Here is a 22,030-nt window from a genome sequence, read left to right as displayed (position 1 = left end):
GCGATGGTCGAATAGTGTTGCAAAGCGTCGTACGAATCTCCGATCTGCCTTCTAGCGAACCGATGGATCGTGGCGAAGTCGGTAGTTACTAGCGTCCGAAGCTTTTAGCGCGAGCTGCAGCGCGTCTGAACGCTTGGGGCGGTTGACCGAAAATCCGCAGGAAAGCGCGCCTCATACGTTCGGGATCGGTGAAGCCGACGGCGGCGGCTATCATTTCCACCGCTTCACGGCCGTTCTCGAGACGCACGCGCGCCGCCTCCGCGCGAAGGCGCTCGATCGCCTTGGCAGGAGTCTCGCCTGTTTCCGCCCGGAACGCGCGGCCGAATTGGCGCTCTGAGAGGCAGGCGACCTCGGCGAGCACGCCGACGTTCAGCGGCGCTGCAAGATGTTCGCGAGCGTAGACAAGGGCATTGGCAATTCGATCGGAAGAGGCCTCGAGCTCGAGAAGCGCGGAGAACTGCGACTGGCCGCCGGGCCTCCGATGATACACCACGAGCTCGCGTGCCACGGCGCGTGCCAAGTCTGCCCCGAGATCCTCCTCGATCAGCGCCAACGCGAGATCGATTCCGGCAGTTACTCCCGCCGACGACCAAATCGAGCCGTCCTTGACGAAGATGGAGTCGCGTTCGACCCGGACGGTAGAGTACTCGCACTGCAAGGTGCCGGCGTGACGCCAATGAGTCGTCACCCGCCTCCCATCGAGTAGACCCGAGCCGGCAAGCAGGAAGGCGCCGGTACAGACACTCGCGACCCGGCGCGCACGATCGGCCAAAGTCCGGACCAGGTCCGAGTGGTCGCGATCGCTGGCGATCGTACGCACGCCTTCTCCGCCGGCGATCACGATGGTGTCTATCTCGAGGTCGGCCGCCGCCACGGTCACCACCGTCAGCCCGCAGGAGCTCGTCAGCGAACCGCCGCCCGCGGAGACGGTCCGTAGCCGGTAAGGCGTTCTGCCCGATATCCGGTTGGCGATCTCGAACGCCGAAAGCGGACCCGTTGCATCGAGGATCTGGAAATCCGGAAATACCAGGATCGCGATCGTCTGCAGGAGCGGATCGGAAGTTGCCATGGCGGGATTCGAGGGACCTATGTCGTTTACGACATTTTCGATGATGTGCATCATGATCTCAGTCAACGAGAACCAAGCGTGGAGGTAGAGAGAATGACCGGAGCCATGGACACGATCACCGATGTCCCATTGACGATGGGCATGGTGCTGTACCCCGGTTTCACCCTTCTGGATCTGGTAGGCCCCCAAGGGGTGCTCGGCCTCCACGCGAAGACGCTTCTGCTCTCGAAGACCAGGGATGCCGTCCAGACGGAGACGGGGTTGGCAATTCACCCAACGACCACGTTCGACGAATGCCCCGAGTATCTCGACATCCTCTTCGTGCCCGGGGGCTACGGGACTAACGAAGCCATGAAGGATGAGAAGATCGTGTCCTTCCTGGCTCGCGCCGGCCGCAGCGCGGGCTACGTGACATCGGTCTGCTCGGGTTCGATCCTGCTCGGCATGGCGGGATTGCTCGATGGCTACAAGGCCGCAACACATTGGGCCTGCTATGGCTCGCTTGCGGCGTCCGGCGCGATTCCCGTCCACGAACGCGTCGTGATCGACCGCAATCGCGTTAGCGGCGGGGGAGTGACCGCCGGGATAGACTTCGGGCTTACGCTGCTGGCTGAACTGCGCGGTGAGCGCGTAGCAAAGACCACGCAGCTGGTTATCGAATACGACCCGCAGCCGCCGTTCCGGGCGGGCAATCCGCGGAGCGCCGGGCCGGAGATCGTGGAGGCTGCGATGGGCCTTCTCGGAGACATGGATGAGCAGATGAAAACGACGCTTCGATCGCGTATCTTGAAGAGCGTCCAGGCCGCATGATGCAAGGAGATTCGACGATGATCCCCTTTAACGCCGCCCTGATCGTGGTCGACGTCCAGCAAGGCTTTCTGGAGTCGAGCTGGGGCCCGCGCAACAACCCGGACGCCGAGACGAACGTAGCGACGCTCATCGGGGCGTGGCGGAGGACCGGCCGTCCCATCCACCATGTCCGACATTCCTCTCGGTCACCATCCGGCAGCTTCTATCCTGGAACAGCGGGGCACGACTTCATGCCCGAGGCCGTACCGCTGGCCGGTGAACGTACGTACGTGAAGTCGGTCAACAGCGGCTTCATCGGAACCACCCTGGAACTCGATCTCCGAGCCGCAGGCATCGACAGCCTGACCGTCGTCGGGCTTACGACCAATCACTGCGTCTCCACCACAGTGCGGATGGCCGCCAACCTGGGCTTCGACACCTCCGTAGTCGAAGACGCGACGGCGACCTTCGACCGAATGGCGCTCGACGGCCGAATGCGGCCCGCGGCGGAAGTCCATGCGGCAGCGCTCAGCGACCTTTTAGATGAGTTCGCGGCCATAACCAGAACGGCCGACATCGTTCGAAAGCTTGGGATCGCGCAGCTGGGAACGCCATAATGAGATTTGATCCACGTTTTCATGTTCAACAAGTTCGGCTAACCGCAACGCAGATACCGTCAACAGGATCGGACCTGCCGGCGGCCCGACGACATGATCAGAGCAAGCGCAGCGAATCCTTCGCCAAGATGCCCGCTAGGACGGCGCTCGAACTTGCCGCCCACTCGGAAGTCTGGGACGCCTGATCGTTAAGGAGCTGGCTGGAAGCGGCTCTCCATGAAACCCACGAAAGCACGCAGCGCCGCGGATTGATGGCGTCGGCTAGGAAAATAGAGGTATACCGCTTCCAATGGTGAAGACCATGAGGGCAGGACCCGCGACAGCACACCGGTGTCGATGGCGTCCGCTACCATGGGCGCAGGAGCGCTCACGATCCCGAAACCTCTCACGGCCAGATCGATCTGCGAGGAGAGATCATGGACTATGGTCGCGGCTCTCGGGGAAATCTGTACAATCTCGCCACTGGCCTCAAGCGTCCAAGGCAGGATGAGGCCGGTGCCCTGACTCCGGCACATGATGGTGCGATGATCGAGCAGATCGTCGGGGACGGATGGAACCGCCCGACCATGAAGATACGATGGTGAAGCGACGAGAACCGCCTCCGACCTCAGTGCAACCTGCACAGCCTCCATTTCCTTGGCCAGGTAGTTGCCATAGCGAAGACCTGCGTCGTAACCCTGCTTGACAATGTCGACCATCCGTGCCTCCACCGCGATCTCGAGGTCTACGTCGGGAAAGGTGCTCTTGAACGCCACCAGCGCCTCGGCAACGACCAGGTGAAAGGGCGCGCGAGACATCGTGAGGCGCAAGGGGCCGCTTGGCCTTCCGCCGCGACCGGATGCGTCCTCCGCGGCTCGCCTCAATCGCGATAGGGCGGGTGCTGCTTCACTCAGATAATCCCGGCCGACGTCGGTCAAGCTCAGGCTGCGTGTCGATCGGCGAAGGAGCGTCGTACCAAGCCTATCCTCGAGACCCCGGATAGCCTGGCTGATTGCGGATGGCGTTACCCCCAAACGCCTCGCCGCTTCGGAGAAGCTGCCTGCCTCGGCCGCCGCGACGAACACCGCGACGCCTTCGAGAGTGTCCTTCTGTCGCAATCCGCACCTATAAGTCTGACTACAAGCCTCATGAACGATTATCGCACTAAACCGATCAGATGGTTCGGCATACTGTGAGAAATGGCTTTGAGCCAAGCCCAGTAATCTGGAACGCCCGGAGTATTTGACGATGAACGACGTGATTGAACTGCTCGGCTCTCCTTTGAAAGCCGCGATCGACAGGCGGACCATCCTCTTGGGAATGTGTGCAGTCGGCCTTCTTTCGGGAGCGGCATCGGGCATGCCCGCGCCCAAGCTCTCGTCGCGCATTTTCAGTACAGTTCGTCATACGACGCACTATCTTGAAATTGGTCCGGCCGGTGGGCCGTTGATGATCTTTCTCCACGGCTGGCCGGAGCTTGGCCTCATATGGCGCGCTCAGATGGACGCATTCGCCGCGGACGGTTGGCGATGCGTCGCTCCGGACATGCGCGGCTATGGAGGTTCCTCCATCCCCGAAGCCATCGATGCGTACACTTATGAGCATATTATACAGGATATGGCGGAGCTTCATGACCACCTTGGGGGCAAGCCCGCGATCTGGGTCGGCCACGACTGGGGCAGCGTCATAGCCTCGTCGCTGGTCGCACATCAACCCGCGCGCAGCCGTGGCGCGGTCTTGATCTCGGTTCCATACTTTCCCGACGCGAACGCCTTACCGACGATCGTCCCGTTGGTCGACCGCACGATCTATCCGGCTGATCAATACCCGGATGGCCAGTGGGACTACTACCGCTACTACACCAAGCACTTCAAATCCGCGGTCGCCGACCTGGATGCGGACAAGGCGGCGTCGCTGGCATCGATTTTCCGCAAGGGCGACCCTGCCAGCGTCGGGAAGCCTTCGCCGAATGCGATGGTCACCCGGAAGGGCGGGCGATTCGGTTCGGCGCATCGCGCTCCGCCCACGCGACCCGACGCGGACCTGTGGCCGTCTGCCGACTTCGATGCACTTGTGCAGGCTTTCAACGCTCATGGCTTTCGCGGGCCGTGCGCATGGTACATGAACGACGATGCCAACATCGCTTATGCACGAATGGCGCCCAGCGGTGGCCGCATCCTGCAGCCGGTGCTGTACGTCAACGGGGATCTTGATGCGATCAACACCATCAAGGGCAACCACTCTGGCGATCCGATGCGCGCGGCCTGCGCGGACCTGGTGGTGACGAGCCTGGTCGGTGCCCATTGGCTTCCGCTGGAACGCAAGGCGGAACTCATCCAGGTTATACGCGCCTGGCTGGGACAAAAGGCTCTGAGGCCCGTCGCCGCATGAGTGACGTTCATTCGGCAGTGAATTGATCCACCGCCTACAGTACGCCATGGAGATCACGATGTTGGATTATTGAGCAAGCTAAAAAGAAAGCCGGTAACGCACGGCTATCTCGCCGACGGCGCCGAAGCTGCGGACCTGCCCCAGGTCGGGTCGCTCTTCATCAGCCGAATCGGGGACGTGTTTCGGACGATATTCCGGTACCTTCCACTGTCGCGCGTTGAGGAAAATCGGACGGAGCATCATTAAGACGACGGCGATGCGCAGTCCAGCGACGGAAGGGCAAACCGTGCGTTTGCTTGAGGTCCATACCGGAGAGATGCGATGAAGCTCTATTATTCCCCCGGAGCCTGCAGCCTGGCAGATCACATCGCCTTGCACGAAGCGGGCCTGTCGTTCGAGCATGTGAAGGTCGACCTCGAAACCAAGCTGATTTCCGGTGGCATGGATTTCACCGAGATTAATCCCAAAGGCTATGTCCCTGCGCTTACGCTAGACACCGGCGAGACCCTGAGCGAGAACGTCGCGATCCTCGACTGGATCGCACACCGGGCCGAGGCGCTAGCTCCCTCGGGAACGCTGGGGCGGGCTCGCCTGCTCGAAGCGCTGTCGTACATCTCGACCGAGATTCACAAGAGCTTCAAGCCGTTCTTTGCCGGTGCCGGCGACGAGGAAAAGGCCAAGGCCGAGGAGCTCATCCTAAAGCGCTTGGGTTATCTCGCCGAAACCATGCAGGGTAACTTCCTCTTCGGTGCCGATCTCACCGTTGCCGACTGCTACCTGTTCGTCATGCTCCTCTGGGCGGAAAAGAACGGTCTCGACGTGCCGGCGAAACTCGTCACGTTCCGCGATCGGATGATGGTAAGACCAGCCGTGCGGATGGCGATGACCCACGAGGGGCTCATTTAGACTGACTGCGCTGACGGTGCCCGATTTGCATCGGCACAGCAAGCAGTAATAACGGCTCATTCGCGCGCGAACACCGTGATCGTCGGCCTCGTGAGGCACTCTACCGTGACAAAGGGTGTTCATGAGAGCAGATGGTCCGCTTGCCCCACGTTCTCTCACGGTTCGTTCGATGAGGATTGCGATGAACATTCCCTCAAGCACTGGTCGACGTAACGTCCTGGATCAAACCGCCAGCGATCGCGCTCAACAGTGCGAGAACGTCAGAAACTGGACCAATGGATAGCTACGCTGTCGATCAGCCGGTGCGGGGGACCCTCTTGCCGTTCCCGTCGCAGCGACATCGTCGCTGCGACTGCGATCGGTTCAGCGCCCGAGAATGAATGGTCGCTGCGGTCACTAGCCGCCGAGACAACCCATTCCGCCGCTATGACTGCCGGGCGAACCTCTTGATCACGTGGAGCGATACGCTTGCACGTTACACGTCAGCGATGGAAACTACTCCCCGCGTTCGAACGCAATGACCCGATGTACAACATCGAAAAGCTCGTGAGGTTACCGGCGCTCGGTGCTGCCAGCGCCTCGTAGGGCGGCAGACGGCAAACCATCGGATGAATGGCAGAGGTTGAATCAATGTTCGACATGCTCCTCCTCCATCGCCAGCCCCCGCAGGGTTTCGAACAAAGCATCTCCGTCCATCCTTGCGGGATCAAATCCGCTGCTGTCGACGAGAACGCCGTAGCGAGCGGCGTCGCCTATCGAGGCACCGACGAAGCCCATCGACCAATCCTCGAATGCTCTGGTGGGCACCGGATCGAATGCAAGTAGCGAAACGTCGCCGTGACGGTCATCCTGCTGGATGCGCTCGAACACCTCCTCGACAGCAGAGCGCGGACCTTCGAGCACCTGGGCGAAGCAACCCGAGTTAAACATCAGCGCGCCGGTAACGCCGACACGCTGATTATTGACCTGACTCTTCGCCAAGATCGAGGTTATCGCCGTCGCCACCGTGTCCGCATCGCCGGTCACGGCATTGTGGCTATAATAGACCAGGCGATAAAGATCGTCGGACATGACATGTCTCCTTACGCAGCTTCCGCTGAGCATGCGCGCTCGAGGAGCGCCACCGTAGCTTCTGCCGATAGCGGGCGACCGGTCAGATAACCTTGCACTTCGTCGCACCCCGCAGCGTGGACGCAGGCAAGCTCGGCCTCGGTCTCGACGCCTTCCGCAATCGTCTTCATGCGAAGCGCCGAGGCAAGGCCGGTGACGGCACGGAAGATCGCCTCGCGTTCGACGTTAGAATCGATATCGCGGACGAAGCACTGGTCGATCTTGATTTTATCGAACGGAAATTTCTGAAGGTAACCGAGTGATGAGTATCCGGTCCCGAAATCGTCCATCGTCACTGCGACGCCAACCTCTCGTATCTTGTTGAGCGTTTTCAGGACATCACTGGTGTCGTTGAGCAGCGCGCCCTCCGTGATCTCAAGTTCCAAGCGCCGCGCGTGAAGCTGTGATTGGGCCAGAGCCGAGGTCACCGTTTCGGCAAGCCTACCACCGCGAAATTGCACCGGCGAAAGGTTGACGGCAATCGTTACCGGCACCGACCACGCGGCGGCTTGCTTGCACGCCGTACGAAGCACCCATTCTCCGATTGCTCCAATGATGCCGATCTCTTCGGCGAGCGGAACGAACTCCTCGGGCGGAACGACGCCGCGTGTCGGATGGTGCCATCTGATGAGCGCTTCGAAGCCGACGATCACCTTCGAGGCAAGATTATACTGTGGCTGATACAAAAGCTGCAGCTGCTTGAGAGCCAAGGCCCGGCGAAGATCGGTTTCCAGCGCTCGCCGCGCCGGCAGATGTTCGGCCATCTCCGGCGCGAACATGCGGTAGCAGCCGCGGCCCTCTGCCTTGGCTCGGTAAAGCGCAAGATCCGCGTTCTTGAGCAATACATCGGGCTCGCGACCATCGTTTGGCGCGATCGCGACGCCGACACTCGCTCCAATGTGCAGGAGATGACCGTCGATCGCATAGGCTCGGCCAATTAGGTCGACCAAGCGTGTCGCGAGCGCTTGCGCACCAGCTGGCTGCGGCGTGTCCGATTGAATAACTGCAAATTCATCACCGCCGAGGCGCGCCACGATATCGCCATCGCGCGTCGCGCTTTTAAAGCGCTCGGCTACCTTCCGGAGCAGCGTGTCGCCGATCGGATGTCCAAGTGTATCATTGACCGCCTTGAAGCGATCGAGATCGATATACAGCAACGCCGTTGCCTGACCCGTCTGCGCTACGTTGGCCAGCCGCTCCACCAAGCGATCCCGTAGCGCTTTACGATTGGCCAACCCGGTCAATGCATCGCGCTCAGCCATCTCGGCATTGCGAACATAGGTCGTGACATCATCCATGCTGAGGACGAATCCGCCGCTCGATAACGACCGCAGCGTGCAGTCGAGCAGGCGGTCGTCGGTGAGCTGCAGCCTGACCGGTGCCAATTCGACACCGTCATCGATTGATGCGAAGACGCTATCCCCACCAGTCGCGCCACAACTGGTGAACAGGGCCGTCAACGTGCAGCCAATAGGCTCGACCGGCAGAAACAGCTCCCTTGCGCTTGCGTTGACATATTCGACCTGCCGATCTTCGTCGACGATAAGAACCGCCGTCGCCATTTCCGGGAGTGCGGCGCTTCGTGGCTGCGGCGCTATGACAGTTTCTTCTAGATCAATGGTAGATGTCATCAAGAAGTCTCATATGCAAAATAGCGATTACGATCGGTCAACCAGATATCAATGAGCTGTAGTATTAACACGGAATAATAGACACCAAATAATTTGGTAAATTTACATTAACCGTGGTTAGTTATCTTCCTATCAGGTCTTTTTATGCAACTTGGTATATTAATCTTTTACTGGTTGGATGGCCGACGCTCGGCGGACGGCGTGAGTACGATATGGAAAGAGCCTAATCGCCATCGGATCAGTCCGTTATCCCGAGCTAGACGGACAAACTTGAAATGCGGATGTGACGGATACGGTCGTTTGATGGACGATCCGCCATTGCCATGGAACGTGCCGGCCTCGGCGCGACGGTCACGACAGTGGTACGATGATGCCGAACCCCTACCTCGGCTTTCAATTGGTGTAGGCTCGTCTGCGTGCATCGCCTTGTGGTCAGGCGTAGTTCTCCGTCATTCGAAACATCGGCGTATTGCGGTGGAGCGCTTGCGACTTCCACCGCCGGCAGCTTCATTCATTCGCAGCGGAAGATACGACGCGGCTGTACATCAATGGGCCAAGCCAAGCGATCACTCCGAGCTGTTGGCACGCCGATCCCGTGGCGCGAGCTACCGTAAACCCGGGCTCACTTCGATGCGCTGTCTGCCGCGAGCGTCGCCGAGCCGGCCGGTGTATTTGCCATTGTCAGCGCGACGCCTTCGGCTGCCGTCATCACCCGCAGTATGTTCCCGCCGGCAACCTTGGCGAGGTCGGCGTCGCTCCAGCCGCGGCGCGCCAGCTCCACGAGCAGAGCGGGATAGGTGTCGACGCCGCCGAGTCCGTCTGGAAGTGCATTGCCGACGCCGTCGAAGTCGCTGCCCAAACCGACATGATCGACGCCGGCAACCTTGGCGATGTGTTCGATGTGGTCGGCGACCATGGAAAGGGTGACGACCGGAGCCGGGTGCGTCGCTTCCCAGCCAACCAGCGCCGTCGCGGCCTTCTCCGGTTGGCCGACGAACAGGCCGGAGTACGGTGGGGCATTGAGCCGAGCGCGCTCTGCGGCTTCTTCGGCCGACCAAAGGCGGTAGGCGTCCGATATGTAGACGCGTGCAAAGTTGACCATCACGACCCCGCCGTTTGTTGTAACCAGCCTGAGAACGTCGTCGGACACGTTGCGCGGATGGTCGTCGAGTAGACGCGCGCTCGAATGGGAGAAGATCACCGGTGCCTTGGATACAGCCAGCGCTGCGCGCATCGTCGCTTCGCTGACGTGGCTGAGGTCGACCAGCATGCCTAAGCGATTGAGTTCGGATATGACCGCTTGGCCGAATGGCGTTAGGCTAACGTGCCTCGGATCATCGGTCGCCGAGTCGGCCCACGCGATGTTCTTGACATGAGTGAGCGTGAGATAGCCTGCACCGAGGTCGTGATAGCTGCGAAGCACCGCGAGGCTGGCATCAATTTGACCACCACCCTCGACGCCGATCAACGACGCGATCCGCCCCTCGCGATGAATGCGGCGGATGTCGGCGGCGGTTCGGGCGAGCGCGAAATCCTGCGGATATCGTGCAACGAATACGTGGACGAGGTCGATCTGCTCGAGCGTTTCCTTGACCTGCTCGGGTCCAGGCAGGTCGGCCGAGACGAACACCGACCAGAATTGGCCGCCGACGTGGCCGCGGCGCAGGCGAACGATGTCGGTATTGTACGGCACTGGTTTGGTATCGAGTCCGGCCCGCAGGTCCAGCATCCAACGTCCGTCGCCCTCACGCTCCCGAAGCGCCTCGGCCCAGTCGTTGTGGCCATCGATCAACGGAGTGGACTTGAGCACCGCCGCTACCCGTGCCTCCGCAGTCGACGCCGCGGCTTGGAGGGTGGTAGCGCTCATTGCCGCGGCGATCCCGAGGGCGGCAAACCTGACTGCGAACTTCATGGTCTGCTGACGTCGCTGCGACAACGGACACTCCGCTGCGACCGTGCGAAGCGTATAGGGAACGACATGAGACAGATGCTCCTGGGGCAAGGCAACGAGCCGTCTCACCAACAGTCTACCATTGCAGCGACGAGGACCTCTGGTCGAACGATCGTGCCGTCATTGGCCAAGGGCATCATATGCCGAATGTGGCGCGATCGCCTCATCGCTTCAACCGCTGTATCGGACCAACGTCGCTTCTGTCGCCGTGCAACGCCATCAGAGCCGACGTCAACTCCTCGTCGGCGCTCGACATCACGCCGATCGTCTCCGCCTCTTCGCAACCGTCGGCGACTAGATAACCATGGCCCATGGTCGAATCGATGTAGATGGATTCACCCTCCCCGAGCACGACTGGATCGTAGAATTCGGTAATGACCACGATTCTACCTCTTAGAACGTAGATATACTCCTCGCCAGCGTGCTTAACCAGCTCGCCGAACTCCTCGGCGCTCTTGGCCCGGATCTTGGCGAGCACCGGTATCATACGCTTCTTCCGCAGTTCGGTGCACAAGTAGTAATAGTCGTAATTCGGCGTTTCGACTCGGATCGAAGTGCCGACCGTGCCGACGCTGCGACGCGCGGTCACGGATTGCCGAGCGTCGTCGTCGGTCTCGGCGAACAATTCCGACATGCGCATACCCAAGCGGCGGCTCAGAACCTGTAGCTTGTCATAAGTTAGCGTCAGTCGATCGTGCTCGATCTTGGAAAGCGTCGAAAGCGGTATTCCGCAAGCCGTGCTCATTTCCTTCAGCGTCCAGTCCTTGCGGAAGCGAAAAGCCCGCAAAAGGGCCCCGAGGGTCGGACTTGTGGTAGTCACGTCGGACACTCCCATAACGGTTGACGTCATCTCCAATCGGGATAACATCATCCCAATCGGATCATCTTTGCTGAAGGTATCGATTCGAACGGTCGGAGGCAATCCGGGGTGGGGAGTGGGTGATGCAACGAGCTGCGTGGATCTTCGGACTTGTCGCCTTGGTGGCAGCGACCACACAGGCTCAGGACAGGGCGAGTGTGGGGCCGAGCCTGACGCCGCCGGCCGCCAGCACGACCGTGCTGCCCGCACGCGACGTGCCGCCCGGAAGTCCCGCGCACGCGCTGACCAAATCCGACGTCGACGCATGGCTCGACGGATACATGCCGTATGCGCTCCACACCGGCGACATACCGGGAGCCGTGGTCACCATCGTCGCCGACGGAAGGATCCTTACCGCGCGCGGCTTCGGCTACGCCGACCGAGACAAGCGGACCCCGGTCGATCCCGAACGGACGCTGTTCCGCCCCGGCTCGGTGTCGAAACTGTTCACCTGGACCGCCGTTATGCAGCAGGTCGAGGCGGGTCGGCTCAACCTCGACGCCGACGTCAACACCTATCTCGATTTCAAGCTGCCGCCGCGGTCCGACGGCCCGGTGACGATGCGCCAGCTCATGACCCACACCGGCGGTTTCGAGGAAACCGCAAAGGGGATCGTCTACTTCGACCCCAAATTCAATCAGCCGCTAGGAGACTACTTGCGACGGTGGATACCGAAGAGGATATTCGCAAGCGGAACAACTCCGGCGTACTCCAATTGGGGGACCGCCCTGGCTGCATACATCGTGGAGCGCGTGTCGGGAGAGAAGATCGAGGACTATCTCGACAAGCACATCTTCGCGCCGCTCGATATGCGCCACTCGACTTTCCACGAGCCGCTCCCTGCATCGATCGCAGGCGACATGGCCATTGGATATCCCAAGCCCGGCAAGCCGTCGCCTGGCTTCGAGTACGTAGGCCCGGGCCCTGCAGGCGAGGGCTCCTCGTCGGGCGTCGACATGGCGCGGTTCATGCTGGCCCAGTTGAACGGCGGCGAGCTCGACGGACATCGCATCCTGCAGCCGGCGACTGCCGCAATGATGCATGCCAGTCCGTTGGGCAAGGTGAACCCGCGGTCGCTCATTCCGCCGCTCAGCCGGATGGAACTCGGCTTCTTCGAAACCAACCTCAACGGTCGGGAGATCGTGGGGCATCTTGGCGATCTCGAAGCCTTCCACACCTCGCTTCACCTTTTCCTTCGGGAAGGCGTCGGGTTCTACGTTTCGTTTAATAGCCCCGGCAAGGCGGGCGCCGCCGGAACGCTGCGAGGGGCGCTGTTCCAGGATTTCGCGGACCGCTACTTTCCCAATGTCGCCACGCCCGACGGTAAGGTCGACGCTGCGACGTCGACCTCTCACGCACGAGCGATGGCGGGAACATGGTGGGCCAGCCGCCGAGCCGAGACGTCCTTCCTGTCGTCCCTGTACCTCCTGACTCAGGCGACTGTGAACGTCGGCCCAAAGGGCGAGCTGGTGGTACCATCTATTGTCGGCGCCGGCGGTCGACCGCGTGACTGGGTCGAAATCGCACCATACGTATGGCGTGACGCGAATGGCCACGATAGGCTCGCGGCTCAAGTCGTCGGCGGCAAGCCGGTTCGGTGGAGCTACGACTTCGCCTCGCCATTCGAGGTGTTCGACCGTGTTCCCACCGGCAAATCGGCGTCGTGGATCCTTCCAGCGCTGGGCGTTTCGCTTGGCATCCTGCTGCTGACCTTCCTTCATTGGCCGATCGCAGCGCTGGTTAGACGGCGGTATAAGGCGATGCAGCAGCTTGCCGGCCCCGCACTGCATGCGCATCGCGCGACACGGCTGCTTGCCGGTCTCGATGTCGCGGTCGTTGCCGCGTGGGGGGTGGCCGTGACGATTATGACTGGCAGCCCGGACGCGCTGGCTGGCGGCCTCGATTGGTTAGTTCTGACGCTAGAGATCTCCGGTGCCGTCGTCTTCGTCGGCGCGGTCCTCGCCAGCGGCTTGCATCTGTGGCTGACCATCGCAGGCGGCCGGCCTTGGACGCGTAAGGTGTGGAACCTCCTCGTGTTCGCGTCGGCGGTCTTGGTTGTCTATGTGGCCGCCACGTTCAACTTGATGACGCCATCGGTTCACTACTGATGGCGATCACCCTCGAAATCCATCGGTCCGATCTCAGGCTCAAGGCTCCGTTCCGCATCGCCGGGCACATCTTCGAAACCTCGCCGATCGTCACCGTCACGTTACGCGAAAACGGCCGTACCGGTCGCGGCGAGGCGTCAGGAGTATTCTTCCTCGACGATACGGTCGACACGATCATCGCCACGCTCGAGGAGAACCGCCGCGAACTAGAGGCGGTCACTTCGCGTGAGGAATTGCGGACCATCCTTCCGCCGGGCGGCGCGCGGAACGCCGTGGACTGCGCGTTGTGGGAGCTCGAGGCGGCGCGTGCGCGGACACCGGTATGGGCACTCGCCGGGCTCGCCGCGCCGCGGGCGCTCCGCACAACTTTCACCATCGGGGCCGACACCCCCGAGGCGATGGCGGCGATGTCAGTCGCCTACGTTCAGGCCAAGTCCATCAAGGTAAAGCTGACAGGCGATGTCGATCTCGACCTTGCCCGGGTGATCGCGATCCGCGCGGCCCGGCCCGACGCTTGGCTCGGCGTCGACGGCAACCAGGGGTTTACCCGCGCCAGCCTCGACGCGCTCCTGCCGGGCCTCGTCGACAACGGCGTCAGCCTCGTCGAGCAGCCGCTTGCACGCGGCCACGACGCCGAGCTGGAGTGGTTCAATTCTCCGATCCCGCTGGCGGGCGACGAGAGCATCTGCAGTCTTGCCGATGTCGCCGGAGCGGTCGGCAGGTTTAATGTTGTCAATATCAAACTCGACAAGTGCGGCGGCCTGACCGAAGGGCTGCTCATGGCGGCCGAGGCGCGTCGGCTCGGCCTTGCCGTGATGGTGGGGACAATGGTCGGTACAAGCCTTGCCACCGCGCCTGGCTTCGTCCTCGGGCAAGTCACCGACCTCGTCGACCTCGACGGCCCGACCTTCCTCGCCGAAGACGTCAGCCCCAGCGTTGTCTACGCCAACGGCGAGATATGGTCGGGGCCAGAGGTCTGGGGAACCCCGCTCGGAGCATGACAATCTTCGCGCCGGCGGCCGGGCCTACGGGGCAGGGAAATTGGTTCGGTCAGCCGCGTGGCCTTACTGTTTTATTCCTGACAAACATGTGGGAGCAATTCTCGTACTTCGGCATGCGGGCGCTGCTGGTCTACTACATGACCAAGTCGTTGCTGCTTGGGCAGGGCACCGCTTCGCTGGTCTACGGCACCTATACAGCGTGCGCATACTTCACGCCGATCGTCGGCGGGGTGATCGCCGACCGCTACCTTGGTAAGCGCCGCGCTGTTCTGTTCGGCGCAAGCATCATGGCAGCTGGTCACTTTATGATGATCTTTCCGCCATTGTTTTATCCGGCGTTGGCGACGATCGCGCTTGGCAACGGGCTGTTCCTGCCAAGTCTGCCGAGTCAGATCAACGACCTGTATACGGCCGACGACCCGCGACGTGCGTGGGCGTACAACGTATACTACGTCGGCATCAACATCGGTGGTTTCCTCGCCCCACTGATCTGCGGGACGCTCGGCGAGGTCTACGGCTGGTACTATGGTTTCGGCGCAGCGGGTTTTGGCATGGTTGCCGGGTTGATGATCTATCTGTGGGGCGGGCGCTATCTGCCGCCGGAACGTGATCGGACGGCGCGGCCAGAACGCCGCGGTGCCGCCACCGGCTTCGACCGCGCGACGATCGCCGTCCTCGTTGCCGTCGCACTCGCGGTGACCGTGTTCCGTGGCGCATATGAGCAGATCGGCAATACCGTTGCATTATGGGCAGACGTCGGCATCGATCGTCGGGTCCATTTGTTTAGCACTGATATCATCGTCCCTATGACGTGGTTTCAGTCTCTGAACCCTCTATTCGTCATGGCGATGACCCCCGTCCTGCTCGCCATCTGGCGGCGCCGTGAGGCAGGCGGGCTGGCGCGCGACGCGATTGGACGCATGGCGACGGGCGCGATGATCGTCGGCGGCGCGTATCTTCTGTTGGCGGTCGTCGCGGAGACTGCGGGCAACAGCCGCGCCGACTCGGTTTGGCTGATCGCATTCTTTGCGATCTATACGCTCGGCGAACTGTTCGTTTTGCCGACGGGGCTAGGACTGTTCGCGAAACTAGCCGCGCCCGGCTTCGGCGCCACCACCGTCGCGGCATGGTTTCTGACGATCTTCAGCGGCAGTCTCGCCGCTGGAGCCGTCGGCACCCTTTGGAGCCGAATGGGCCATGGCACCTACTTCACGCTGTTGGCTGCCGTAGCAGTCTTTGCGGCACTTTTGCTGCGGCTTAGCCGACCTCTGCTTGCCCGCGCCGAAATGCTGCATCGACTAGACGAAAGCTTTGACTTCTCCGATCGGGATCGTATCGTCCAACATGGGATTGGCCAGGGTGATGTTGGCGATCCTGGGATAGAGGGGAATAGATCATGATGAAGCAGCGCGCCTTGATTCTGTCGACCGCCGCTTTCTTGGCCGCGGCTCCGCAATCGGCTTCCGCGGTGCCCCTTTCCGGCGCCGTGAACGCGGATCCTCAAGCCGGCGCCGGTTCTGGAAGCGCCGAGGACATCGTCGTCACCGCGCAGAAGCGCAGTCAGGCTCTGATCGATGTGCCACAGTCGATCTCCGTCGTGTCGGGCACCACTCTCGAACTGCAGCAGGCGACGAGCTTTCAGGATTACCTGAAGCTTGTTCCCGGCCTCCAACTCACCGAATCGACGCCGGGCGCGGGACGTCTGATACTGCGCGGCATCAACGCTGGCGGGGTAGCCTCGACCGTTGCTGTATACGTCGACGAGACGCCGTTCGGCTCGTCGAGCGGTCTGGTCAACGGGGCGGTTCTTGCTGGAGACTTCGACACGTTCGACCTTTCGCGCATTGAGGTCTTGCGCGGCCCGCAAGGCACCTTCTACGGGTCGAATTCGCTTGGCGGCATCCTCAAATTCGTCACTAACGCTCCCGATCCGACCACGCTCAGTGCACGTGGCCGTGGGGGCGTCGAGGCGGTCGAGGGCGGCCAGGTTTCCTATTACGGAAATGCCGTCGTCAACGTGCCGCTGACGCCGACGCTCGCGGTCCGCGCCTCGGGCTTCTATCGCCGCGACGGCGGATTCATCGATTCGATCGGCACCGGGGGATCGGATCGGCAGAACGACATCAACAGTGATCGTGTCTATGGGGGAAGGGCTTCCATCCTGTTTGAGCCGAGCTCGAAGTTCTCGTTCCGCGCGAGCGCGATCCTGCAGAACATCGAAGCCAAAGCGCGGTCGACCGTCGAGAGCGATCCCGACACGCTCTCGACACTCTATGGCCAGCCGACATTGTCGCAGTTCGTGCCTTCGTTCAGCAATGTCGCCTACCGCGTCTACAATGGTACCGGCCATCTCGATCTCGGCTTCGTCGACGTGTCGTCGTCGACGAGCTACGGCACCCAACGTCAGACGAGCCGCACCGATGCTACGAACAACCTCAGCGGGCTGATCAACGCGATCTTCAAAGTGCCAAATGAGCTCTACCTCGGTCAGAACACCAACGACGACAAGTTCACCGAGGAGATGCGACTGACGAAGTCGCTGTCTTTCATCGATCTTCTCGCCGGCGTCTACTACACTAACGAGCGCGGTTATATCCGTCAGGAATACGTCGCGGTCGTCCCAGGCACTCTGACCCCCGCGACCGGGCTGCCGCAGCTCGCGCTGGTGAACCTCCGGTCACGCTACGAAGAGACCGCGGGGTTCGGCAATGCCACGCTTCACTTCGGCGAGCACTTCGATTTGGACCTAGGCGGCCGCTACAGCCATAACAGTCAGCGCGCGAATCAGGACACTGCCGGAGCGCTCGCCGGGGGGACCAGCATCTTCCCGACCGCGACGTCGGCGGAAAACGTTTTCACCTATTCGGCTGCACCCAAGGTCAAATTCGGAGAAAACCTATCGGTCTACGGCCGGGTTGCAAAGGGTTATCGGCCGGGCGGACCGAACGTCCTCCCGCCCGGTGCTCCCCCGGGAACGCCGACGAGCTACACCTCCGACACGCTGACCAACTACGAGGTCGGCATCAAGGCGCAGACGGCGGACCGGACGTTCAGCATCGATGCCGACATCTTCTACATCGACTGGAAAAACATCCAGCTCCTCGCGATCGTCAACAACTTCGGTATCAATGTAAACGCCGGCAAGGCTCGCAGCGATGGTTTCGAATTGACCGCGACTGTTCGGCCGACGCCTGGCCTCAATTTTTCGGTCAATGGGGCCTACACGCACGCCCGCTTGGTCGACGACGCAGGTCCACTGGTGGGCGGTCGGCCCGGGGACGCGTTACCGTTCACGCCGAAGTACAGCGTCAATCTGAATGGCGACTACGCCTGGTCGATCGGCGACATGCTTAAGCCGTTTGTCGGCGTGTCGTCGCGCTTCCTGTCGAAGCAGCCGGGCGACTTCGATCAGACGTTCCGTACAACCAACGGCCGGCAGCGTCAGCTGCCGCAGTACACGGTCGTCGACCTCCGCGCCGGTGCGGACTTCGGCCGCTTCGGTCTAGAAGCCTACGTCAAGAACGTGACCAACGCGGAGGGTAAGACCTCCACTGGCGCCGCGATGGCGAACGGCGGTCCGATCAACCCGAATGGTGCGGTCGCAACCGGCGTGATCCGACCGCGCACGGTCGGGCTGGCGCTCACGGCCGCGTTGTAGCGTCGTGCCGATCATCGGCGCGCAGACTTGGCGCGGCGACGACGTGGCGCAGTTGCGGTCTCTACCGTCGCCGTATCTGCTGTTTCTCGGCGAGGTCTCCGCAGATGCCTACGCCAAAACCGCATTCGGACTGCGCGACTGGGCCAGCGACCGCTGCGTCGGCGAGTGCGCTCTGCCGGGATGCACGGTCACCACGGGACTGCCACGGATGACACCGGCCGAAGCGCGGTTCCGCGGCGCGCGGGCGCTGGTCATTGGCGTCGCAGTCGAAGGCGGTATGATCGCCCCGGCGTGGCTCCCGTTGCTCGTCGAGGCGCTGGACGCTGGACTCGACTTGATCAGCGGAATGCACCAGCGGCTGGGCGACTTGCCCGTTCTCGCAATAGCCGCGGCGAAAACGCGGAAGGCTCTCATCGATGTACGCATACCGCCGGCAGCGATTCCGGTCGGCTCCGGGCGTCGGCGGCAGGGCAAGCGTCTGCTGACAGTAGGTACCGATTGCGCGCTCGGCAAGAAGTACACGGCGCTCTCGATCGCCCGGGCATTCGCCCGACGCGGCGTCGATGTCGATTTTCGGGCGACGGGACAAACCGGCATCATCATCGCGGGCGGCGGCATTCCGATCGATGCGGTCATAAGCGACTTCGCCGCCGGTGCCGCCGAGATGCTCAGCATCGATGCTGCCCCGGATCATTGGGACGTGATCGAGGGTCAGGGCTCGCTATTCCATCCTGCCTATGCATCCGTGTCGCTGGCTTTGCTCCACGGCAGTCAGCCCGACGTTTTCGTCGTTTGCCACGATCCGGCGCGGACCCACATTATGGGTCTGCCGGATTTCGCCCTACCCTCGATCGCCGAGGTTATCGGCTTGACGGTCATGCTCGGGCGGACGACCAACCCGAACATCGTATGCGGCGGCATCGCGCTCAACACGTCGGCGATGGATGCGAAAGCCGCAAAGACATTGATGGCGTTCGAGTCTGCCCGGCACGGCCTGCCCGTAGCAGATCCGATCCGCGGTGGCGCGGCGTTCGATGCGCTGGTCGAAGCCTGCCTGAAATGACGACGCCCGATTCCGCTACGCGCTTCCAGCGCTTCATATTACCGGGGTTGGCGTTCAAGGCGGTCGTCATCGGCGGCGGCTACGCCACGGGCCGCGAACTCCCTGCCGGACCATGGGGCGGCGTAGCGGGCATGATCTTGGCGACGCTCATTTGGAGCAGCGTCGCGGCGACCACCTTCGCCTTCGCGCACGGTGTCGGCGCAGGCGACTATAGGGCATTGTTCGCGGCGCTTCTTGGCCGCGGTGGGGTCGTCTTCGAGATCTCGTACCTTCTGTTCGTCGTCGTGGTGCTGGCGGTGTTCGGCGCGGCGGCCGGGGCGATCGGCGCGGCGACCCTCGGCGCGCCGCAGCTGACGGGAACGTTGGCCTTGGCCACGTCTATCGTCGTCTTCGCCACGTTCGGCAACGCCGGCGTCGAGCGGCTCTTCAAATATGTCTCCCTCATTCTATACGGGGTGTACGCTGTCTTCCTCATCCTCGCGGTGATGCACTTCGGTGGCGGGATCCGTCGAGCGTTCGTCGACGCTCCGCCGCCGCGAGACTGGGTCGTCGGTGGTGTGACCTATGCCAGCTACAACATCGTCGGGGCGGTCGTCGTACTGCCGGTACTGCGCCATTTGACGAGCCGCCGCGATGCGATCGCCGCCGGCTTGATCGCCGGACCGCTTGCGATGGCGCCGGCGATCGTGTTCTTTGTCGCGATGACGGCCTTTCTGCCGGGCATCGCGAGCGCGACGCTGCCGTCCGACACGATGCTCTCGGCTCTCGGCATGCCCGCCTTTCGCCTATTGTTCCAGACGATGATCTTCGCAGCGCTTCTCGAGAGCGGCACCGGCGCGGTTCACGCCATCGTCGAGCGGATCGCGCACGCGTCGCGTCGCGCGCTCGGCGCACGCGATCGTGCGATTCTAGCTGCGGGGATTGTAACTGCGTGCATATTTGTCGCCGACCGCTTCGGTCTAGTCGCACTTATCGCGCGCGGGTACCGCGCGCTCGCGGTGGTGTTCCTGATCGTCTACGTTCTGCCGCTGCTGACCCTTGGATTGGCACGGCTGCTTAGGACATCGGAGGCTGTATGATTCGCCTGTTCGTCGTCATCCTGTTGGTGGCGGCCCCGGTCGCCGCCGCCCCGCCAGCGGGGTTTGCCGCGCGTGTGGACGCGCTTCGGGCCGAGGCCGGAATACCCGGGATGAGCGTCGCCATCGTCGAAAACGGCACGGCGACGTTCGTCCAGGGCTTCGGCGTCCGTGCCCTGGGCTCACCGGCCAAGGTCGACGCGGACACGCTCTTTCCCAACGGCTCGACGGGTAAGGCATTCACAACCGCGGCGCTGGCGACACTGGTCGATGCCGGCCGGATCGGTTGGGACGACAAGGTCATCGATCGCCTGCCGTGGTTCCGGATGTACGATCCGTGGGTCACGCGGGAGATAACCATCCGCGACCTCCTGGTCCACCGCTCGGGCCTCGGGCTAGGCGAGGGCGACCTTCTGTTCGTACCGCGGACCATTCTCGACCGGCGCGAGAGCGTCCGACGTCTAGCCTTTCTGAAGCCCGCGACGAGTTTTCGGAGCGCCTTCGCCTATGACAACGTCCTCTACATGGTCGCGGGGCAGCTGATTGAGGAAGTTACCGGCCAAACGTGGGAGGACTATGTCCGCAAAGACGTTCTGCGTCCGGCGGGTATGCTCGAGTCGACGACCGGGTCCGGCGAGCGCTTCGCCGTCGCCGACCGTGCCTACCCGCACGCGCGGCTCGACGGCGGCCTGCGCGGGGCGGGCACGCAGATCCGCATAGACGAGCGCGACGAACTCGGCCGCAACGGCGCCCCGGCCGGCGGCATGGCAGTGAGCGCCAAAGACATGCTGAAGTGGATGAGCCTGCAACTCGCGCACGGGGCGCTTGCCGACGGGACCCGGCTATTCAGCGAAGCGGCGTCGAAGACAATGTGGTCACCGCTCGTCTTCCAGCCGATCGCTGACGCTCCTCCCGGCTTCACTGCGACCAAGGCGAACTTCGACGGCTATGCGCTCGGCTGGGATGTCCGCGACTATCGCGGCACGAAAATCGTATGGCATTCGGGCGCGGTGTTCGGCTTCCAGGCGATAGTGGTTTTGATGCCTGAGCAGAATGTCGGCTTCACGATGCTGATCAACTCGGAAGATGGGTACGTCATGCGCGGCTTGATGTACGAACTGCTCGATCATTATCTCGGATTGCCCAAAGCCGACTGGCCAGAAAAGCTGATCGCGCTGGCGCACGCTCGGGTTGCCGAGGCCGTCGCCGCGGCGAACTACACGGCAGTTGCGCCTTCCCCTGCAAAGCCATCGCTGCCGCTTCGTAGCTACGCCGGCGACTATGTCGATCCGTGGTACGGACATGTTGCCGTAACGGCGACCGCATCAGGGCTGACGATCGACTTCAAAACGACGCCGAGGATGATTGGCCCGCTGGTGCCGCATCAGTACGATACGTTTATCGCGCGCTTCACCGACCCGAATATCGAGCCTGCATTCGTCACCTTCGGCTCGATGCTAACGGCCATGTCGACCGCGTAAGCCTCAAACCGGTTTCGCCTCTCGCCGACTTCAGCTTCGATTATCAGGACCTCGATCTGAAACCCGCGCCCGCGACTGGCACACTGAGATGAGGTCAGCCCCTGAAGTTCGATCTGAGGATCAAACACTCGGGCAATTCCTCGGGGAGGCAACGATACGGTTTGCAGCTGAGTACGCGAAGTCGGGTCGGACCAACCGCCTTCTGGCATCGGCGCTTGATGGAGGCTCCGGTGATAGCGACGATCGATCCCGCGACTGTCGACGGCATGCCGTCACGCCGGATCGATAAAAACAGCTGTCGTGTATTTAGCTTTATAGACGTAGACGCGGAAGGGTTGCGA

General features: G+C 62.2%; 17 protein-coding genes and 1 pseudogene. 11 read left to right on the top strand and 7 right to left on the bottom strand.

What is annotated here, in order from left to right:
- Positions 1–88: 88 nt before the first annotated feature.
- Entirely contained in the window at positions 89–1,123 is a 1,035-nt protein-coding gene (locus KTC28_RS02355; protein WP_255602202.1) for a GlxA family transcriptional regulator, read from the bottom strand.
- Positions 1,124–1,174: 51 nt separating this feature from the next.
- Between KTC28_RS02355 and KTC28_RS02350 the strand changes: the two genes are divergently transcribed.
- Positions 1,175–1,879 carry a DJ-1/PfpI family protein gene (locus tag KTC28_RS02350; RefSeq protein ID WP_216710431.1) on the top strand — a complete coding sequence of 235 codons (705 nt, stop codon included), beginning with the start codon at positions 1,175–1,177 and terminating at the stop codon, positions 1,877–1,879.
- Between the two features lie 17 nt (positions 1,880–1,896).
- Positions 1,897–2,475 carry a cysteine hydrolase family protein gene (locus tag KTC28_RS02345; protein WP_216710432.1) on the top strand — a complete coding sequence of 193 codons (579 nt, stop codon included), beginning with the start codon at positions 1,897–1,899 and terminating at the stop codon, positions 2,473–2,475.
- 188 nt (positions 2,476–2,663) lie between these two features.
- Here the strand turns inward: KTC28_RS02345 and KTC28_RS02340 are convergent, their stop codons facing one another.
- Positions 2,664–3,284: a LysR substrate-binding domain-containing protein gene (locus KTC28_RS02340; protein ID WP_255602201.1), complete on the bottom strand. Its 621-nt coding sequence runs from the start codon at positions 3,282–3,284 to the stop codon at positions 2,664–2,666.
- Positions 3,285–3,434: 150 nt separating this feature from the next.
- A pseudogene (locus KTC28_RS23205) lies at positions 3,435–3,764 on the bottom strand (LysR family transcriptional regulator); the annotation flags it as partial.
- On the opposite strand from KTC28_RS23205, the gene KTC28_RS02335 reads away from it, so the two are divergent.
- Both KTC28_RS02335 and KTC28_RS02330 read left to right on the top strand, forming a co-directional pair.
- Complete coding sequence (locus KTC28_RS02335) at positions 3,703–4,845, top strand: alpha/beta hydrolase (RefSeq protein ID WP_216710434.1); 1,143 nt, start codon at positions 3,703–3,705, stop codon at positions 4,843–4,845. The pseudogene KTC28_RS23205 and the gene KTC28_RS02335 sit on opposite strands and share 62 nt — an antisense overlap.
- A gap of 321 nt (positions 4,846–5,166) precedes the next feature.
- A complete protein-coding gene (locus tag KTC28_RS02330) occupies positions 5,167–5,751 on the top strand; it encodes a glutathione S-transferase N-terminal domain-containing protein (protein WP_216710435.1) in 585 nt (194 codons plus the stop codon).
- Between the two features lie 627 nt (positions 5,752–6,378).
- Here the strand turns inward: KTC28_RS02330 and KTC28_RS02325 are convergent.
- From KTC28_RS02325 to KTC28_RS02310, 4 genes are all read right to left on the bottom strand, one after another.
- A complete protein-coding gene (locus tag KTC28_RS02325; RefSeq protein ID WP_216710436.1) occupies positions 6,379–6,822 on the bottom strand; it encodes a BLUF domain-containing protein in 444 nt (147 codons plus the stop codon).
- Between the two features lie 11 nt (positions 6,823–6,833).
- Entirely contained in the window at positions 6,834–8,492 is a 1,659-nt protein-coding gene (locus KTC28_RS02320; RefSeq protein ID WP_216710437.1) for a putative bifunctional diguanylate cyclase/phosphodiesterase, read from the bottom strand.
- 622 nt (positions 8,493–9,114) lie between these two features.
- Positions 9,115–10,359 (bottom strand): dipeptidase, encoded by a 1,245-nt coding sequence (locus tag KTC28_RS02315; RefSeq protein ID WP_255602397.1) that lies wholly within the window; start codon positions 10,357–10,359, stop codon positions 9,115–9,117.
- Positions 10,360–10,606: 247 nt separating this feature from the next.
- Positions 10,607–11,263: a helix-turn-helix domain-containing protein gene (locus tag KTC28_RS02310; protein ID WP_255602200.1), complete on the bottom strand. Its 657-nt coding sequence runs from the start codon at positions 11,261–11,263 to the stop codon at positions 10,607–10,609.
- 122 nt (positions 11,264–11,385) lie between these two features.
- Here KTC28_RS02310 and KTC28_RS02305 point away from each other — a divergent pair, with 122 nt between their 5' ends.
- From KTC28_RS02305 to KTC28_RS02275, 7 genes are read left to right on the top strand one after another with little or no spacing between them, the layout of a single operon-like run.
- Positions 11,386–13,410 carry a serine hydrolase domain-containing protein gene (locus KTC28_RS02305; RefSeq protein WP_216710440.1) on the top strand — a complete coding sequence of 675 codons (2,025 nt, stop codon included), beginning with the start codon at positions 11,386–11,388 and terminating at the stop codon, positions 13,408–13,410.
- Positions 13,410–14,411, top strand: a complete 1,002-nt coding sequence (locus KTC28_RS02300) for a dipeptide epimerase (RefSeq protein WP_255602199.1) — start codon at positions 13,410–13,412, stop codon at positions 14,409–14,411. The genes KTC28_RS02305 and KTC28_RS02300 overlap by 1 nt, the downstream gene beginning before the upstream one ends.
- Positions 14,408–15,811 carry a peptide MFS transporter gene (locus KTC28_RS02295; protein WP_216710441.1) on the top strand — a complete coding sequence of 468 codons (1,404 nt, stop codon included), beginning with the start codon at positions 14,408–14,410 and terminating at the stop codon, positions 15,809–15,811. Before KTC28_RS02300 ends, KTC28_RS02295 begins: the two co-directional genes overlap by 4 nt.
- The gene (locus KTC28_RS02290; RefSeq protein ID WP_216710442.1) at positions 15,808–18,069 is read left to right on the top strand and encodes a TonB-dependent receptor; all 2,262 of its coding nucleotides are present in this window, start codon (positions 15,808–15,810) and stop codon (positions 18,067–18,069) included. The genes KTC28_RS02295 and KTC28_RS02290 overlap by 4 nt, the downstream gene beginning before the upstream one ends.
- Positions 18,070–18,082: 13 nt before the next feature.
- Entirely contained in the window at positions 18,083–19,132 is a 1,050-nt protein-coding gene (locus KTC28_RS02285) for an N-acetyltransferase DgcN family protein (protein WP_439650118.1), read from the top strand.
- The gene (locus KTC28_RS02280) at positions 19,129–20,211 is read left to right on the top strand and encodes a hypothetical protein (protein WP_216710443.1); all 1,083 of its coding nucleotides are present in this window, start codon (positions 19,129–19,131) and stop codon (positions 20,209–20,211) included. Before KTC28_RS02285 ends, KTC28_RS02280 begins: the two co-directional genes overlap by 4 nt.
- A complete protein-coding gene (locus KTC28_RS02275) occupies positions 20,208–21,689 on the top strand; it encodes a serine hydrolase (RefSeq protein ID WP_369426569.1) in 1,482 nt (493 codons plus the stop codon). The genes KTC28_RS02280 and KTC28_RS02275 overlap by 4 nt, the downstream gene beginning before the upstream one ends.
- Positions 21,690–22,030 lie beyond the last annotated feature (341 nt).

It is taken from the genome of Polymorphobacter megasporae (genome assembly GCF_018982885.2).
In the GTDB taxonomy this organism is placed as follows: domain Bacteria; phylum Pseudomonadota; class Alphaproteobacteria; order Sphingomonadales; family Sphingomonadaceae; genus Polymorphobacter_B; species Polymorphobacter_B megasporae.
Note: the sequence above shows the minus strand (reverse complement) of the source record. Positions and strands in the feature narration are given on the sequence as shown.